This window comes from Microvirga aerilata (assembly GCF_016743775.1).
GTDB lineage: Bacteria > Pseudomonadota > Alphaproteobacteria > Rhizobiales > Beijerinckiaceae > Microvirga > Microvirga aerilata.
Window position 1 is genome coordinate 37,523 of record NZ_JAEQMY010000025.1, and the last position, 16,771, is coordinate 54,293.

The following is a 16,771-nucleotide window of genomic DNA, read 5'->3' on the forward strand; positions in this document are numbered from 1 at the left end:
GTCCCGCAGCGTGTTTCGGCGAGGACCTGGTATCGTCGATTAAGTGGCTTTGCCTATTCCGCCGTCCTCAGCAGCCTGAACCCGATGCTGATGCCACGGTAGTCGGGATCGTAGTCACGCCGGAAGGCCGTCCGCCAGCTTGTCGCCGTGGCGTGCCAGCTTCCGCCGCGCACGACGTGCTTGCTCCCCTGACGTGGCCCAGTGGGATCGACCGAGGGGCTTCTGGCGTAGTAGGCTGCGTCGAACCAGTCCTGCACCCATTCCCAGGCATTGCCGTGGATGTCGTGGAGGCCCCAGGGATTGGGCGCCTTCTGCCCCACGGGATGGGTGCCGCCGGTGGCAAAGTCCTCCCCAAACCAAGCGTGGCGGCCCAGGTCGGCATCGTTGTCGCCGAAGGAATACGCCGTTGTCGTACCGGCGCGTGCGGCATATTCCCATTCGGCTTCAGTCGGCAGGCGGTAACGGTTCCCGCCCTCCAGTCGGTTCAGCCGGGCGATGAATTCCTGCGCGTCGTTCCAGGACACCGTGGCCGGATGGTCGGGTCTCGTGATCCGTTCGGCCATGCCGGGCGGATTATAGTATGGGTTCGAGCGATCGAGCGTATAGGGGTTCGAGCCCATCACCGCTTCCCACTGGGCTTGGGTCACCTCATAGCGTCCCAGGTGGAAGGGCCTGCTGATGGTCACCTCATGCTGTGGCTTTTCGAATGCGCGCGCTTCGGGATCGCTGTCGGGAGAGCCCATCAGAAACCTGCCGGCGGGGATCGGCACGAATTCCATGCCGATGCTGTTGGTGTAGGTCTCGTTCGCTTGTCGCCCGCCCTGCGCCAACACCCTATTCGAGTGGCCCAGCAGCGCGGGCGCGCACCTGGCAAGCGCGACAAATGACGCGGCTCTGAGCAGCTTCCTTCGGGTCAAGCCTTTCTTCTCGCGGCCGAGGCCATCGGCTTTGTCCTTGATGCCTTGGAACATGAGTTCTCCTTCGCCGTGCTTTCGCTCGAGGTACTGTGGAAGGCCGACGCGCATGCTGCTCCCGGGATTACCAGCGCGTCGGCAACTCTGCTGGTCAGGCCGCGAGTGACGCCATGTCGATCACAAAGCGGTAGCGCACGTCCGACCGCTCCATTCGCTCGAAGGCCTCGTTGATCTCGTCCATGCGGATCGTCTCGGTCTCGGGCAGGATGTTCTTGCGCGCGCAGAAGTCGAGCAGCTCCTGCGTCTCCCGGATGCCGCCGATGGGCGACCCGGCCACGCGCCGCCGCCCCAGCAGGAGGGGAACGGAAGACATCTCATCGAGCGGGCCGACCTGGCCCACGATCACCAGTGTGCCGTCCACGTCGAGCAGCGGCAGATATGGGTTGAGATCGTGCTTGCTTGGCACTGTGTCGATGATGAGATCGAAGCCGTTCGCGGCTTCAGCCATTGCTTCCGGATCTGTCGAGACGAGAAGCTGTTCAGCCCCGAGCGCCAGCGCATCGGCCTGCTTGTCGGGAGTACGGCTCATGACGGTCACCTGGGCACCGAGCCCGGCTGCGAGCTTGACCGCCATGTGGCCAAGGCCACCGAGGCCGATCACGCCGACGCGGCTGCCCGGCCCCACGTTCCAGGTGCGCAGGGGCGAGTAGGTCGTGATGCCGGCGCACAGCAGCGGGGCCGCCCGGGAGAGGTCCAAGCCGTCCGGCACACGCAGGACGAACTCCTGACGGACTACGATGTGCTTGGAATACCCACCGTGGGTCATCTCCTGCGTAATGCGGTCGAAGCCGCCATAGGTCCCGGTGTTGCCCGCGCGGCAGAGCTGCTCCTCGCCTCCTCGGCACTGGTCGCAGTGCTGGCAACTGTCGACCATGCAGCCCACCGCCACGTAGTCGCCGACCTTGTAGCGGGTCACTTCGGGGCCAACCTCGATCACGCGGCCCACGATCTCGTGGCCCGGCACGACCGGATAGTTCGACCAGCCCCAATCGTTGCGCGCCCAGTGCAGGTCGGAGTGGCAGACGCCGGAGTAAAGGATCTCCATCGCCACATCGTTGGGACGCAGTTCTCGACGTTCGAAGGAGTATGGCTGGAGACGGGCGCCAGCGGATGGTGCGGCGTAACCGAAGGTCTTGTAGCGAAAGCTGGCCATGATGTCGGTTCCAATGGTCTGGATTGGCATGTCGAATGGTTCGATGGCCGACCGTTCCCGGGCAACCACCGTTGAGCGAAGCGCTTCGGCTTAGAGACCTGTTGTCTTCATCAACTGCTCGGGGTAGCGCTCGCCCTCGATCTGGATCGCAGCCGCGGCGCTTTCGATCTCGGCGAGGTCGGCGGCAGTCAACACGACGGCAGCGGCACCGAGGTTCTCCTCGAGGCGATGAAGCTTGGTAGTGCCGGGGATTGGCACGATCCAGGGCTTCTGGGCAAGCAGCCAGGCGAGCGCGATCTGCGCCGGCGTTGCGTTCTTCTCGCCCGCAATGCGCTTCAGGAGGTCGACCAACGCTTGGTTCGTCTCTATGGCCTCCGGCGTGAACCGCGGCAGGATCCTGCGGAAGTCATTCTCGCTGATCGGGGTGTCCTTCGATATCGCGCCCGTCAGGAAGCCCTTGCCGAGCGGGCTGTAGGGAACGAGACCGATGCCGAGTTCCTCGCACGCCTGGAGGATGCCGTTCGTCTCCGGTCCGCGGGTCCAGAGCGAGTACTCGTTCTGGAGTGCCGAGATGGGCTGCACCGCATGCGCACGGCGGACAGTCGGCGCGCTCGGTTCCGACAGGCCGAAAAGTTTGACCTTGCCTTCCTGGATCAGGTCCCTGACGGTTCCGGCCACGTCCTCGATCGGGACATTCGGGTCGACGCGGTGCTGGTAGAACAGGTCGATGACATCGTACTTGAGCCGCTTGAGCGAGGCTTCCGCCACCTTGCGGATCTGTTCCGGACGGCTATTGAGACCGGATTGCTTGTTGGTCTCAGGGTCGATGTGGAAGCCGAACTTCGTCGCGATCACAACTTGATCGCGCATGGGGGCAAGCGCCTCGCCGACGATCTCCTCGTTCGTGAAGGGACCGTAGATCTCGGCGGTGTCGAAGAAGGTAACGCCGCGCTCGACCGCCGCTCGGATGAGGGCGATAGCATCCTCCTTGCCCAGGGAGTGGCCATAGCTGAAGTTCAGGCCCATGCAGCCGAGGCCGATGGCCGAGACTTCCAGGCCGCTGTTGCCGAGTTTACGCTTTTGCATTGCTTGTTCGCCTATCAGAAATGCCAGGGTGATCAACGGGCTTGGTATTGCTCGTCGCTGACGTGTTCCATCCAATCGACGGTCGAGCCGTTGAGCTTCTCCTGGATGGCGATGTGGCTCATGGCCGTGGTCGGCGAAGCGCCGTGCCAGTGCTTCTCGCCCGGCCCGAACCACACCACATCGCCAGGCCGGATCTCCTCGACCGGGCCGCCCTCGCGTTGCACCCAACCAAGGCCTGAGGTGACAATGAGGGTCTGGCCGAGCGGGTGCGTGTGCCAAGCCGTGCGGGCGCCGGGCTCAAAGGTGACATGGGCCCCGGCAACCCGGGCAGGGTCAGGTGGGCTGAACAGCGGATCGACCCGGACCGCTCCGGTGAACCATTCCGCCGGCCCCTTGCCGGACGGCTGCGAGCCGCTTCGCTTGATCTCCATCGTCCCTCTCCTTCGATGACGGGTCGGACATCACCTCGCGACGTCCGATCGGGTGGACAGGTATTGATCTAGTCCCTGAGGTCACGAGCGATTAGCCGTCGAAACCCGCATGCGCCTATATTGGACATTCATGAATGCCATGCCTCGGGCTGGATTGGTTCGACGCCTCTCACTTCGGGGCGAGTTCGCCGAACCAGTAGGCAGCCGTCACGCCGCCATCCATGAGGAAGTCGCTGCCGGTGATGAACGCGCCGTCCGGCCCCATGAGGAGTGCGCCGACGGTGCCGACCTCGTCCGGCGTGCCAGCCCGTCCGGCCGCGGACAACTCGATCATGCGGCGGTAGCCCAGCCCACGCGGTCCCTCCAGTTCATCCTTCGCGAGCGGCGTGATGATGATCCCGGGGCTGATCGTGTTGACCCGCGCACCGCGCTTGCCCCAACGAACGGCCTCGGCCATCACCCGCAATGAATTGCCCCGCTTCGAAAGCTGGTAGGCGTGAAGCGGATCCTTCACCTGATCGGGCTGAAGCATCGGCAGCTTGAGCAGGTCCTCGACCGGAGTCGTTGCGAGGGCCGCGTTCTGCTCGGTTGGAAGCGGCGGCAGGCGGTGCCCTGACTGGGACGCGATGACGACGCCGGCACCCCCGGGCGCGATGACGTTGCCGAATTCCTCCAGCACGAGCGCGGTGCCGTAGAGGTCGACCTTGAGGATGGTTTCCGGCGAGGCCTGGGTCGGGGATACGCCGGCGGCATGGATGATGCCGGAGACGTCACCGAGGGCCGTGGCGGCCTCGACGAGGGCGTGAACCGAACCGCGCGATGACACGTCCACGGTGGCCGTGCTCACCGTAAAGCCGGCCTCGCTCAGGGTTTTGGCGGCCGCATCGGCGTTGTCCTGGCGCAGATTGGCTAGCAGGACATGCTTGCCTGCGCTGACCCGACGCGCGATGGCCTGACCGATCGATCCGGCCCCGATGACGACGATTACGTTTGTCATAAGATTTCTCTCCGTTGATCTCGTATTCACGACTCGATAATCTGGTTGTTCCCGGAGTTGGATCTCAAAGTTTTCGAGACCGGCTGCGGGTCCCACTTCCGGGAAAATCTGGCCCAGAAACGCACGGCGTCGGTGACCCACCCTTCCGCGTTGGTGCCGTTGCCGGATCCGAAGCCGTGACCGAGGTTCTCGTACTTCCGGTACTCCACTTCCGTGCCGGCCTTGCGCAGCTCCGCAACCCGCGGCTCCATCGTGGACGGGGGTGCGATCCCATCCCGACCACCGACGGCCACGAAGGTCGGGGGTTCTTCGGATGAGAAGTCAGAGTGGGCCGTGTAGGCCATCACGACAGCGGACGGCTTTGGTAGGTTCCTGCCACCGAAACGGGCGACCCCGTGCGATCCGATCGATGCTGCCATCCTTGCACCTGCGGAGCTGCCCCACAGGGAATATCCATGCGTTCCAACCTCGAGCTTGTCGGCATGCTCGAAGATATACGAGATCGTGGCAGCCAAATCCTGGGCGGCGACGGCTCCGCCTTGTCCGACCCGGTACTTCAGGACGAAAGCATTGTATCCCTAGTCGCTGATCTCGGCGGCGTACGGGAAGCCTTCGTGGACAGATCCGACATAGGAGAACCCGCCCCCGGGCGAAACCACCGCGAAGGGTGCTCCTGGCTTTCCGCGGAAGAAGAACAATCCGGTATGCTCCTTCGTCGGATCAGCCCGCTTCTGCGCCTCGGGGTAGAAGTCGTAGAAGACGGTCCTGCCCTTGCCCACGTCGTCGATCATGCGGTTCAACGATCCCACTACGGTCTCGGGACGGACGTGCGTGTGGTACGGCAGCAGCGAGCCAATGTCGGCCAGCGACATGTTCTCGTCGCAGGGACGGTCGTCCCACGGCAGTATCCGCCGACCGAACCCCGAGAACGCCGGATGGTTCAGGATGTCCCGGATGCTGCTGTTGGCGGACAGGAGAACCGCCTTGGCTCCGCCCGTCGGCTGCTCTTTGCTCCCATCGCGCCTGTCATGCGCCAACGCGGCCTCGGTCGCTTTGGCCTCCGAGCAGGTCGACAATAGGAACAGGGAGAGCGCCATGGTGGCGGACGGCAAAGCGAGTATGCCCATGTGCGTTTTACCCGATAGCCTATTGATCGTTGACCACTACCGAACGGTCGGAATGCGTGGCTGTCTCCAGCCGTCGCTGGATCTCCGTCCTGCGCCCGATCGATGAGGTCATGTTCCTCCGGCGCCGGAGCCATTTCATCCCGTAGTAGGTCAGGGACATGATGAGTCCAGCGATCGCGATGCAGTGGACGAAGAAACCCAAAACGGACTCCTCGAAGTTCCACCAGTCGAGTGTGACCTGCATGGCGAGCTTGGTGCCGAGGCCCAGCACGGAGGAACTCCAGCCACCATGGATCGCAATGATCACGGTAGCCACCCGGAGTGCGAGGGTCCGCACGCTGCTCGCCTTCGAGATGCCGAACAGGTTGCGCGCCAGGCCCATGATCATTGGCCAGCGCAGGCCCAGATGTATGGAGACGATGACGAGCACCCAGTGGCCGGCAAGTATATGAATCTGCCGGACGGTGAAGCCGCCATAGGCCGACATGAAGCCCGATAGCGTGTTGGAGATCAGGACGCTGGTCACGAGCAGCGCCAGCATCGCAGTGCCCAGAGCAAACGTGATCCCGATGTTGAACAGCCTGCGCCCGTGACGCTTCTCCGTAGGGATCCTGCCGTACCAGCGCCGATTGAAGACGTTGTGCACGATGACGAGCAGGAACATGCCGGTGCCAGCCAATTCGTGAGCCGTGTTGCCCAGCCACCAGTAGGCCAGACCGAACAGCAGCAGGCCGGCGGCGATCAGGTCGAACGCCAGCCGCATCAGGAACATGGAGCTCATGATCCGCCTCCCGCGTTCATTCGATCGGTGTCCCGTTGAACCGTGGAATGCGGTATCCCGTGAACAGGTACTCGCTTCCTGACTGGCTCTGGTGGCAGGACTGGCAGCGGGCGGTGTTCTCGCTCATGTTGATGGTCCGGTCGGGCTTGAACCACTGGAACTGCCAGTTGCCGGTGCGGCGGCGCTCGTCGTATTCTCCGCCCCAGCCAGCACCTTTTTCCATGACGAAATAGCGGAAGACCTCACCCTCGCGGTAATCAACGAGTACGAAGTGCGTCCCCGACGGGACAGGTTGCCCGTTCTTGACCGCCTCGATGGCTTCCGGCGTGGTCATGATGTGCTCCGTCACGTTGCCGCGCCGGACGGTCGTGTAGTGCACCAGCTTCTCAAGGCTCGGAAACGTCACGCGATTGCTCTCGGCGATGGCCTGCCAGCCAACGAGCATGATGGCGGCAGAGGCCAGGACAATCCACGAAAGGCGTTTTCTCAGGGGCTTCACAAGGACCTCGGATCGGTTGGTATCGGGGCAAGTTAAAGGGGCGCGGCGTCTCCGGCACGCCTCTCCACGGAGTGGCTGCAATGTCTGGGGTCGATCAGGTCTTCGGAGGCGCTTCTACGCCCGAGAAGACCAGCACTGCGTCGGGAAGACGTGCGCCCCGGACCTGGATCGCGGCGACGGCTTGGTTCAGTTCGGTGAGCTCGGATGGCGTGAACTGCACTGAGGCCGCGCCGATGTTCTCGAGCATGTGGGCCATCTGGGTCGTGCCCGGGATGGGAACGACCCATGGCTTCTGCGCCATCAGCCATGCCAGGGCGATCTGCGCCGGGGTGGCCTGCTTGCGTTCGGCCCAACTCCTCAACAGCGCGACGAGCGCGAGGTTGTGAGGCAGGTTTTCCGGCGAGAAGCGGGTCTCTATCCCGCGGATGTCACCTTGCGCAAACCGGGTCCTTGCATCGATGGCCCCGGTCAGGAAGCCCACCCCGAGCGGGCTCCACGGGACAAAGCCGATGCCGAGTTCCTGGCACAGCGGAAGGACCGACTCCTCCGGTCCGCGCCAGAGCATTGAGTACTCGCTCTGGACGGCGGTGACCGGCAATGTCGCATGAGCCCGGCGCAGCGTGTTGAGACCCATCTCGGACAGGCCCCAGTGCAATACCTTGCCTTGCGCCACCAGATCCTTGATCGCGCCGGCAACGTCCTCGATCGGCACCTGCGGGTCGACGCGGTGCTGGTACAGGAGATCGATGCGATCGGTCCGCAGGCGCCGCAGCATGCCTTCGACGGCTGCCTTGATGCGCTCGGGGCGGCTGACGAGACCGGGCCGCCGCTCTCCCGTTTCCAGGTCGACATCCCAGCCGAATTTCGAGGTGATGACGACCTTGTCGCGGAATGACGCGATGGCCTCGCCGAGGATCCGCTCGCACTCATGCGGGCCGTAAGCCTCGGCACAGTCGAAGAAGGTCACGCCGCGGTCGAACGCCGTCCGGATGACGTTGAGCATCTCGGGTCGGCTGGGAATCGTCGTCTGGTAGGTCCGGTGCATGTTCTGGACCCCGAGGCCGAGGCTCGAGACCTCCAGCGGTCCGAGCTTGCGGCGATCACTCAGGGCTGTAGAAGTGGAGCGCTGAACGCTGCTGCCGGCTCCTTGTGAATCTTGCTGGGCGTTCGCCGGAAGGGAGGTGCCGGCAACCATCGGCGCCGCAGCGATACTCGTTGCCGCGAGCAGGAACTTGCGGCGGCTGACATCGGGCTTGTGGCCTGAGCCAGCCATTGCTTCGTTGTCCCTGTCGGTCTCTGTCTTGCACTTGTTTGGCTCCGGGTGATGGGCGCGTCATCGAGCTTTTCCGCAGTGGTGCTGCCACTCGTCAGGATCGAGTCAGCCAAGCGAACGGCCACGATGGTAACCGCGACATGGATGGCCGATTAGCCTACGAATCCCGCATGGACCTATATCGGCCATTCATGAATTCGGGCCGTGCGCTCGACCGTCTACCGGGAGGCCTGTGCCTTGATCCGTTGGACCGCCGCGTTGAACCCATCGGGTGTATTGCTGGACCCTGCGAGCTTGCCGACCTTGATCTGATCGATCGGTTTGCCGACGACGACCTGGGGCACGGCTTCCGCAAATCGGCGCTGGAGTTCGAGCGAACGGGGAACCGTCGCGTGCGGGGTGACCTCCACCGCAGTGATGATGCCGTCCGACAGGGTTGCCTTCACCGTGATGAATGACGGTTGGTCTCCGTATTGCCCGGTCGCGGTATAGACGCCGTCCGCATAGCGCGTCCGCTGGGATGAGGCTGGGGGCGTGCCGCCCCGGGGAACCGTCGCGGGCTCTTGCGCCTTCGGTTCGGAGTTCCACACTCCCGCCAGCATCAGGGCCGCCGGGATCATGGCCATCCGTCTCATCCTGCCCATCGTCATGCTGCTGTCCTTTCGTTCAGGTGAAGAGTTCGCCGTCGAAGTCCGCTGACGCCTCGGCACGGCCGTCGGCGAACATCCGGACCCAGGAGAACCGGAAAGCGGAAGCGAGTTGATCCCCCGGGATGAAGAAGAGGACCGTCGCCAGCCCGTCGGCGGTGGCGGCATCGCCGGCGACCGCCCAGGTCGCCACCACGTCACGGGTCGGTGTTCCTGTCCGCCCGTCGATCACGTGATGCAACCCCTCGCCCCAGGCGCGGCGTTTCACGGCAGAGGCGCACAAGGCCCGGTCCCTCACGTGTGCCACGCCGATGGCCAGCCTGGCATCGAAGGGGTGCTCCAGCCCGACCAGGAGGGCATCCCCGCCCGAGTGGAGCAGGTCCCCGCCGCCGTCGATGACGAAGCTCGTGCATCCTTCCTCACGCAGGAGGCTGGCAAGGATGTCGACGAGGTAGCCCTTTCCGGTGGCACCGACGTCGATCACCAGCGGACGGCTCGTGACCAGCGATATGCCGTCGCGTCGCACGTCCTTCGACCAGATCGGTCTCGCCAGCGCATGGCGCCGGAACCCGGGCACGTCCAGCGTCAGCGAATAGTCCCGGTCGTACCCCAGCAGCTCCAGGTCACGCCCGACGAGCGGATCAACGGCACCCTTGGTGGAGGCATGCAGTCGATCGTAAAGATCGAACAGCGTGATCGCGTCCTCCGGGAACGTGAAGCATCCACCCTTGGGTGACGACGCGATCCGCGAGACCAGCGAGTCCGGCCGGAACCGTGAGTAGGTCGCGTCGAACCGCTCGACCCGTTCGAGAATCCGTTGCAGCCTGGGCGTTCCCAGCGGCACCGGGGTCTCGATCTCCCATGAGGTGCCGATGGCATCGAACGTGAAGTTGGACATCGCTGGTCCCCGGGGCTGCTTCCCGTGCTGCGCTCCGATGATCACGCGGCTTTGTGCACACCCAGGCTCTGGCGGCTCTCCAACCCTCGCGTCGTCGCGAGCTTCACGACGAGGTCCGCAACGCTCTTGCGCGAGACGTAGGCTTTCGGGTTCGCGAACGGCTGGCCCTTGAGGGTGATGCCATAGGCGATCTCATTACGGTCGTTCAGCCAGGCCGGGCGAACGATCGTGTAATCGAGGTCGGAAGCCTCGATCACGCGCGCCGAATTGCGGTACGGGTCCAGGATACTGCCGTGGCGTTCGCCCGGAACTTCGTCGTAGATCCCCATCGAGCTGATGAAGATCAGGCGCCTGACGCCCGTTGCTTCCATCGCCTGCACAATGCAGCGGGCCTGCTGTTCCATGGCACCCGCCAGGTTGGCATAGACGACGTCCTGCCCAGCCATGGCGGCTTGAAGCGCCCGCACGTCCAGAACGTCGCCTTCGACCACCCGCACACGCTCCTCGCGGCCCATGTTCTTCAGCCGCTTGGCATTGCGCAGGTAGAGCGTCAGTTGAGCGTCGGTTTCCGTGAGGAACAAGTCGGTCGCGACCCGGGCGATCTGCCCATGTGCGCCGAGGATCAGTACGTTGGTCATGATTGTCTCCTGATTGTTGCGCGGGCGGCCCAGCCGCAGACCCCACGGGCCGCGCCGCGCATCCTGGGGCTCTGCCCTCTTTTGATTGGGTTCTTATTTTCAGGCTGGGATCAGTTGGGGCAGGCGAAATCCAGCGCCTTCGCCTCGTCGACGGTCCTCTGTGCTTCCTCCGGCAGCAGCACACGATCCCGCACGTTCGCGTTTACGATTGCCCGCACCCTTGCCACATAGGCGTCATGGCTGCCGTAGCGCTCGCAAAGCTGGGCTGGTGTAAAGTCGACGTGGTGTCCGGATGGGCCGCAGAATCCAGGCCCCTTGCCGATGCCGGCGTTCGTGGCGATCGGGGCATCGCGTGCCGCGGTCCGGATGCCGCCGAGGATCTCGCCGTTGGCATCACGCACGTATTGAGGCCGGCTCTGGTCATCCACAACGAAGCGGGCCGTGTTCGCAGGGGCAGGGCCACCGGAGATCCATGTGTTCAGCGACTTCAATGCCGCCTTCATGATGTCGCCGTTCGGGACGCGGCTGTACAGGGAGGCCGGCGTGCACGGTCCCTTGCCCATGGTAAGATCGGTTACGCCCAGTGCCTTGCCGTCCGGACCGCGGAAGGTGGCGTCACGCACGATGAATGGGTCGACGTAATTCTGCATCTCGTCCAGCGAGAAATGGGATGCTCCGTTGACCTCCCACCAACGCTGATGGTCGGTATCGTCCTGAGGCGGCTGGCCGAGAAGAAAGGTGAAGATCTCGGTGCCGATGGCGATGGTCTTGGCATCGACATCGGTGCGCAAGGGCCCGCTGCGGTCGTAGAACAGGAAGCCGTCGTACACACGGTGCAAGGGTTGGATGGCGTTGTAGTAGGTCGAGACCTTCAGGGTGGACTGTGACTCGGATGCCGCGATGAGTCTCTTGACCCGTAGACCGCCCAATAGCTCGGGCGTGCTTGCGGCGGCCAGGCGGCCCACGTGGGAGAAGATGTCCCAGGCCAGGACGTCGCCGCCGACTGCCATGATCGACGAGTCGGCGGGATCGACCTCACGGCCGTTGGCCGGATCGACGTTGGAGGCGGCAACGCTGAGCGCGTCGTATCGCGCTGGGTTCCACCTCTTCATCGCCGCGAGGCCGTTGCGTTGCGCGCTCACGCCGATCCAGGCGTAACCGTCCCGAACCAGCAGCTCCCGGGTAGCCCCGAACACGAAGTCGATGTCCTGGTCCAGCGAGACGTTCAGCCATTCCACGACGACGGTGCCGTTGAAACGGGCCAGGTCGGTGGGCCGTCGGACAAGAACCCGGGTCGTGTAGGGATTGCCGGAATCGATCTGCTGCGCGTCGTGCATCGGATCCGTGATCCGATAGCGGCTTGCCTGGCCTCGGATGAAGTACTCGCTTTCCACGTAGCCGCTGGCTTGCAGAGGCATCACGGTCGCGCTCATCGGCGTCCCTATCGCCGGTGCTTCCACCGCACTGGGCAGAGGGGCCGTGGGACCCGCGCCACCGTGGGTACTGGCGCTGGCGGTATTGGCACCGGCGGCGATGATTGCGCCAACCAGCGCAGCCTTTGTCCAGCGGGGAAGCCACGCAAACGAACCGTCCTGCGTCCTCCGGAAGGCGGTTCGGCTTCGAGGATGCGGCGGCTTCGTACCCGGATTGATGGGCATTCGTTTCATACTTGCTCCTGGTGGTGTCCCAATGTTCGGACTTGCTCTTGTAGGGACGAAGGCTGTCCCGCTGCAGACGGGACAGCGATGCCGCTCATGTCAGGCGCTCAGCGGTAGGAATACTGTAGTACCGCTGCCGGAAGGCGCTCGCCCTCCACGGTGATCCTCGCGGCCTCGGCCTCGATTTCGGCCAGGTCGGCGCCGGTCAGGGCGACGTGCGCAGCGCCCACGTTTTCCTCAACCCGCTCCAACCGACGGGTACCAGGGATCGGCACGATGAAGGGCTTGCGGGCGAGGAGCCAGGCCAGCGCGATCTGCGCAGGAGTGGCGGCCTTCATCGTCGCAATGCGGCCCAGCAAATCCACCAATCCCTTGTTCGCCTCGCGGGCCTCGGCCGTGAAGCGGGGAGAGTTGGCGCGGAAATCGGTTGGGGCGATTTCCGTGGAGGCATCGATCTTGCCGGTCAGGTAGCCAGCACCGAGCGGGCTCCACGGCACGAAGCCGATGCCGAGTTCCTCGCACAGCGGCAGTACCTCCGGCTCAGGATCGCGCGTCCACAGCGAGTACTCGCTCTGGATAGCGGTGACGGGCTGGACGGCATGCGCGCGGCGGATGGTGTTTGCGGCTGCCTCGGGCAGGCCGAAATGCTTCACCTTGCCTGCCTCGACGAGGCTCTTCACCGTTCCAGCGACATCCTCGATCGGCACGTCGGGGTCGACCCGGTGCTGATAGAGAAGGTCGATGGTCTCGACCTTCAGGCGCTTCAGCATCCCGTCCACGGCCCGCCGGACATGGTCGGGCTTGCTGTTCAGTCCGGGATGCCGCTCACCCGTGTCGAGATCGATGTTCCAGCCGAACTTGGTGGCGATCACCACCTGGTCCCGGAAGGGCGCTAGCGCCTCGCCGACCAACTCCTCGTTGGTGAAGGGACCGTAGGCCTCGGCCGTGTCGAAGAACGTGACACCGCGCTCGTAGGCACCGCGAATGACACGGATTGCTTCCGAACGCTCAGGGGATGGGCCGTACATTGAGGCGAAGCTCATTGTGCCGTAGCCAATTTCGGATACGGCTAGGGAGCCCAGATGACGCGACTGCATAGAAATTCCTGTGAGGTCGGCGGCATGGAAGCCGCAATGTCTAGGGGATCAGGTGCGAGGGGCGTGAATGCACACGCCCCACCTGTGCTTTAGCCCGGGGTGGGCAACTTGCCGGCGCGCATGGCGGCGATGACGCCGCCGTCAATCAGGAGGTCACTGCCGGTGATGAAGCCGGCGTCCGGACTGAGCAGGAACGACGCTGCGACTGCGATCTCGTCGGGCGGGGCCATCCGCTTGAGTGCCGATGCTTCCACCATGGCACGGTAGATGTCGCCGATCTCAGACTCCAGCTCATGCCGGGCCAGCGGCGTTACGATGATGCCGGGGCTGATCGAGTTGACCCGCGCGCCTCGTGCACCCCAGCCCATCGCCGCGGCCTGCACCCGAAGCATGTTGGCGCGCTTCGCCATCATGTAGGCGACGAGGGTGTTGGAGATCGCATCCCCTTTCAGGAACGGCAGGTCGAGCAGCTCGTCAGCCGGGGTGTAAGCTAGCGCATGGTCCTGCTCCAGGGGCAGCGCCGGCATCATGTGGCCCGCCATGCTGGAGATGATCAGCCCTGCGCCGCCGGGCGCGATGACAGCCTCGAATTCCTCAAACACGACGGCCGAACCGTACAGGTCGACCTCCAGCACCCGGTCGACCGGGGCCATGTTCGGGGAAAGACCTGCCGTGTTGACGACCTGGACCACGTTGCCCAGCGCCGCGGCGGCTTCGGCCAGCGCCTTGACCGATGGGCGAGAGGACACGTCGACGACCTGTGTCTCGACCGAGTAGCTAACGCCGCGCAACTCCTCCGCCGCGGACTGCAACGTCTTTTCATTGAAGTCGGCGAGCAGCAGTGTCTTGCCGAAGCCCTGCCGGCGCGCGATCGCAAGCCCGATACCGCCGGCTCCGATCACCACAACAACATCCCTAGCCATTCTGCTTCTCCTCGTTCGATTTGGGCCGGAGCACAGCCGCCCTTGTGCGTGTTATGTTGATTGCCCCGCTGAAATCCGTGGCAGGACCGGGGTCGAAATTCGGCCCATGCAGCGAGGATCGCCGTTGGCCAACTGCTCATCCCTCGCTGGGGTGTCGGTGGACGACTCCGGCGACAAAGCCGATGAGTGGTAATCTAGCCCCTGCGCCTATTGCCGATTAGATGGATAAATCCGCATGAGCCTATATCGGTCATTCATGAATGCGCGATGCCGGGCCTGGTGCCTCACGTGCTGCGGCCGCCGGTGATGGAGTGATCGTCCCGGTGAGGGGAGCGCACCAGCAGCCTGGCAGCCACGAAGGTGCCGATGCCGCCCAGCCCGATGATCCAGCCCATGGTCCAGGGCGTTCCGTCGGCGAACCATCCAATCAGGGCCGCACCCAGCACGCCCATTCCGTAGTGCATGGCGCCGACAAGGGCCGAGGCCGCCCCAGCCTTGTCGGGGAACGCCGCCAGGGCGCCTGCGACGGAGTTGGCGACGATCAGCCCGGACATGGACGTGTAGAGGAGAAGCGACGCAACCAGTCCGATCAGGCCACCCCAGCCGAACCGGGCATCGAGCGCAGCGGTTATGCCGGCGAGCGCCGCCAGACCTGTCCCGAACCGGAAGACCCGGTCGCTGCCGAAGCGCGTCACCAGCCGGGTGTTGAGCAGGTTCGCCCCCATGATGCCGATGATGGCAAGCCCGAACAGTAGGCCGTATGCCTGGGGCGGCACGTGATAGTAGTCGATGTAGGCGAACGGCGTCCCGGCAATGTAGGCGAAGATCCCGCCGTAGAAGAAGCCGCCTGCCAGGGCGTAGCCGATCAGCCTGGGGCTGCGTGCGAGCTCGAGATAGCCGACCAATGCCTGGCCGAGCGGCTGCGGATTGCGGCGGTCGGCCGGAAGCGTCTCGGGCAGGGTCAGCAGGCCCGCAAGCGCCAGCAGGGCGAAGCCGCCGGCGGTCCAGAAGATGCCCTGCCATGACCAGAGCGTCAGGATCTGGGCACCAAGGAGCGGGGCGACCAGCGGGGCGATGGCCATGATCGTCATCAGCGTCGACAGCATCTGCGCCGAGCGCTCGCGGGCATAGAGGTCGCGGACCATGGCGCGGGCCAGCACCGGGCCGGCACTTGCGCCGAGCGCCTGAACGACCCGCCAGCCCATCATCTGCCACGCCGTGTCGGACAGGGCGCAGCCGCCCGAGCCGATGATGAACAGGACCAGCCCGAACGCGACCGGAAGCCGGCGGCCGTATCAATCGCCGATAGGCCCCCACAGGAGCTGGCCCAGGCTGAACCCGACCACGTAACCGGAGATCGTCAGCTCGATGGATCCGGGCTCCGCGTGCAGGGCCAGGCTCATCGAGGGCAGGGCTGGGAGGTACATGTCCGTCGCAAGCGCACCGAAGGCCATCAGAGCGCTGAGGATGACAAGGGTGCGCCAGTGTTTGGGGCCACTGACGGTGCCGTGGGAAGCGTAGGCAATGTCGGACATGGAGACGATCTCGTTCTCGGCGGCTGGGCATGATGGGCCGCTCATGGGGACAAGCCATGATTTAAGCCGTGCGCTCCCATACGATTAGGTGCTAGAACCTGTATGATCTTATACTTGGAGTTCATGAATGCAGCGCGACGAGCTAGGCGACCTGATGGCCTTCCTTGTCGTGGCGGAGGAGCGGAGCTTCACCCGGGCGGCGGCGAAGCTCGGCACCTCGCAGTCCGCGCTCAGCTACACGGTCCGTCGGCTCGAGGAGCGGCTTGGTATCCGGCTGTTGACCCGCACCACCCGTAGTCTGGCACCGACCCAAGCCGGCGACCGCCTGCTGAACGCCCTCGGTCCGGCCTTCGGCATGATCGACAACGAGCTGGCCATGCTGGGTGAGCTGCGGGAGAAGCCCGCAGGCACGGTTCGCATCAATACGAGCGAACATGCGGCCCAGACGATCCTCTGGCCTGCCCTGGAGCGGCTGCTCCCCGACTATCCCGACATCCAGGTGGAGCTCGACGTCGACAACGGCCTGACCGACATCGTGGCCGGGCGGTACGATGCGGGCGTACGACTGGGCGAGAACCTCGCACGGGACATGATCGCGGTGCGCATCGGGCCGGAGCTGCGCATGACGGTCGTCGGAGCGCCGTCCTACTTCGAGAAGCGGCCACGTCCGAAAAAGCCACAGGACCTAGTCGACCATTCCTGCATCAACCTGCGCATGCAGACGGCGGGCGGCCTCCTGCCGTGGGAGTTCGAGAAGGGTGGGCGCGAGCTGAAGGTGCGGGTCGAGGGACGGCTTGTGTTCAACAACACGAACATGGCGTTAGAGGCGGCACTGGCCGGGTTCGGCCTGGCATACCTGCTGGAGGATAGGGTCCAGGAATACCTCGACGAAGGACGTCTCGTCCGGGTGCTTGCCGACTGGTGTCCGCCGTTCGCGGGCTACCACCTTTATTACCCGAGCCGCCGGCAACCTGCGCCAGCCTTTGCCCTGCTCGTCGATGCCCTGCGCTACCGCGGCTGAAAACAGGCGCATCGGTTTTGGGACGCTGAAGAG

General features: G+C 64.6%; 18 protein-coding genes and 1 pseudogene. 1 reads left to right on the plus strand and 18 read right to left on the minus strand.

Annotated elements, in window-relative coordinates:
• Window positions 1-53 precede the first annotated feature (53 nt).
• The 18 genes and pseudogenes from JKG68_RS16965 to JKG68_RS33515 form a co-directional block, all read right to left on the minus strand.
• Window positions 54-971, minus strand: a complete 918-nt coding sequence (locus JKG68_RS16965; protein ID WP_202061850.1) for a formylglycine-generating enzyme family protein — start codon at window positions 969-971, stop codon at window positions 54-56.
• A gap of 94 nt (window positions 972-1,065) precedes the next feature.
• Window positions 1,066-2,127 carry an NAD(P)-dependent alcohol dehydrogenase gene (locus JKG68_RS16970; RefSeq protein ID WP_202061852.1) on the minus strand — a complete coding sequence of 354 codons (1,062 nt, stop codon included), beginning with the start codon at window positions 2,125-2,127 and terminating at the stop codon, window positions 1,066-1,068.
• Between the two features lie 90 nt (window positions 2,128-2,217).
• Window positions 2,218-3,213 (minus strand): aldo/keto reductase, encoded by a 996-nt coding sequence (locus JKG68_RS16975; RefSeq protein WP_202061860.1) that lies wholly within the window; start codon window positions 3,211-3,213, stop codon window positions 2,218-2,220.
• Between the two features lie 32 nt (window positions 3,214-3,245).
• Window positions 3,246-3,644 (minus strand): (R)-mandelonitrile lyase, encoded by a 399-nt coding sequence (locus JKG68_RS16980; protein WP_202061862.1) that lies wholly within the window; start codon window positions 3,642-3,644, stop codon window positions 3,246-3,248.
• A 169-nt stretch (window positions 3,645-3,813) separates the two neighbouring features.
• Window positions 3,814-4,641, minus strand: a complete 828-nt coding sequence (locus JKG68_RS16985) for an SDR family oxidoreductase (RefSeq protein WP_202061864.1) — start codon at window positions 4,639-4,641, stop codon at window positions 3,814-3,816.
• Between the two features lie 26 nt (window positions 4,642-4,667).
• On the minus strand, window positions 4,668-5,060 hold the full coding sequence (locus tag JKG68_RS33505) for an alpha/beta hydrolase (RefSeq protein ID WP_246515522.1): 393 nt from the start codon (window positions 5,058-5,060) through the stop codon (window positions 4,668-4,670).
• Window positions 5,061-5,219: 159 nt separating this feature from the next.
• Window positions 5,220-5,768, minus strand: a complete 549-nt coding sequence (locus JKG68_RS33510; protein ID WP_246515523.1) for a hypothetical protein — start codon at window positions 5,766-5,768, stop codon at window positions 5,220-5,222.
• 19 nt (window positions 5,769-5,787) lie between these two features.
• Window positions 5,788-6,549, minus strand: a complete 762-nt coding sequence (locus tag JKG68_RS16995) for a DUF4405 domain-containing protein (RefSeq protein ID WP_202061866.1) — start codon at window positions 6,547-6,549, stop codon at window positions 5,788-5,790.
• A gap of 16 nt (window positions 6,550-6,565) precedes the next feature.
• Window positions 6,566-7,048, minus strand: coding sequence for a cytochrome P460 family protein (locus tag JKG68_RS17000; RefSeq protein WP_202061871.1), 483 nt, complete (start codon window positions 7,046-7,048; stop codon window positions 6,566-6,568).
• Between the two features lie 94 nt (window positions 7,049-7,142).
• The gene (locus JKG68_RS17005; protein ID WP_202061878.1) at window positions 7,143-8,321 is read right to left on the minus strand and encodes an aldo/keto reductase; all 1,179 of its coding nucleotides are present in this window, start codon (window positions 8,319-8,321) and stop codon (window positions 7,143-7,145) included.
• A gap of 218 nt (window positions 8,322-8,539) precedes the next feature.
• Window positions 8,540-8,947 carry an FMN-binding protein gene (locus tag JKG68_RS17010; RefSeq protein ID WP_202061880.1) on the minus strand — a complete coding sequence of 136 codons (408 nt, stop codon included), beginning with the start codon at window positions 8,945-8,947 and terminating at the stop codon, window positions 8,540-8,542.
• Window positions 8,948-8,987: 40 nt separating this feature from the next.
• A complete protein-coding gene (locus JKG68_RS17015) occupies window positions 8,988-9,866 on the minus strand; it encodes an FAD:protein FMN transferase (protein WP_202061887.1) in 879 nt (292 codons plus the stop codon).
• A 41-nt stretch (window positions 9,867-9,907) separates the two neighbouring features.
• Window positions 9,908-10,504, minus strand: a complete 597-nt coding sequence (locus JKG68_RS17020; protein WP_202061889.1) for an NAD(P)H-binding protein — start codon at window positions 10,502-10,504, stop codon at window positions 9,908-9,910.
• 110 nt (window positions 10,505-10,614) lie between these two features.
• Window positions 10,615-12,171 carry an alpha/beta hydrolase domain-containing protein gene (locus tag JKG68_RS17025; protein WP_202061891.1) on the minus strand — a complete coding sequence of 519 codons (1,557 nt, stop codon included), beginning with the start codon at window positions 12,169-12,171 and terminating at the stop codon, window positions 10,615-10,617.
• Between the two features lie 98 nt (window positions 12,172-12,269).
• Window positions 12,270-13,259 carry an aldo/keto reductase gene (locus JKG68_RS17030; protein ID WP_202061893.1) on the minus strand — a complete coding sequence of 330 codons (990 nt, stop codon included), beginning with the start codon at window positions 13,257-13,259 and terminating at the stop codon, window positions 12,270-12,272.
• Between the two features lie 89 nt (window positions 13,260-13,348).
• The gene (locus tag JKG68_RS17035) at window positions 13,349-14,182 is read right to left on the minus strand and encodes an SDR family oxidoreductase (RefSeq protein ID WP_202061894.1); all 834 of its coding nucleotides are present in this window, start codon (window positions 14,180-14,182) and stop codon (window positions 13,349-13,351) included.
• A 284-nt stretch (window positions 14,183-14,466) separates the two neighbouring features.
• Window positions 14,467-15,465, minus strand: a pseudogene (locus tag JKG68_RS17040) (multidrug effflux MFS transporter); the annotation flags it as partial.
• Window positions 15,466-15,477: 12 nt separating this feature from the next.
• Window positions 15,478-15,762, minus strand: a complete 285-nt coding sequence (locus tag JKG68_RS33515) for a hypothetical protein (RefSeq protein ID WP_246515524.1) — start codon at window positions 15,760-15,762, stop codon at window positions 15,478-15,480.
• A gap of 82 nt (window positions 15,763-15,844) precedes the next feature.
• Here JKG68_RS33515 and JKG68_RS17045 point away from each other — a divergent pair, with 82 nt between their 5' ends.
• Window positions 15,845-16,738 (plus strand): LysR family transcriptional regulator, encoded by an 894-nt coding sequence (locus JKG68_RS17045; protein ID WP_202061904.1) that lies wholly within the window; start codon window positions 15,845-15,847, stop codon window positions 16,736-16,738.
• Window positions 16,739-16,771 lie beyond the last annotated feature (33 nt).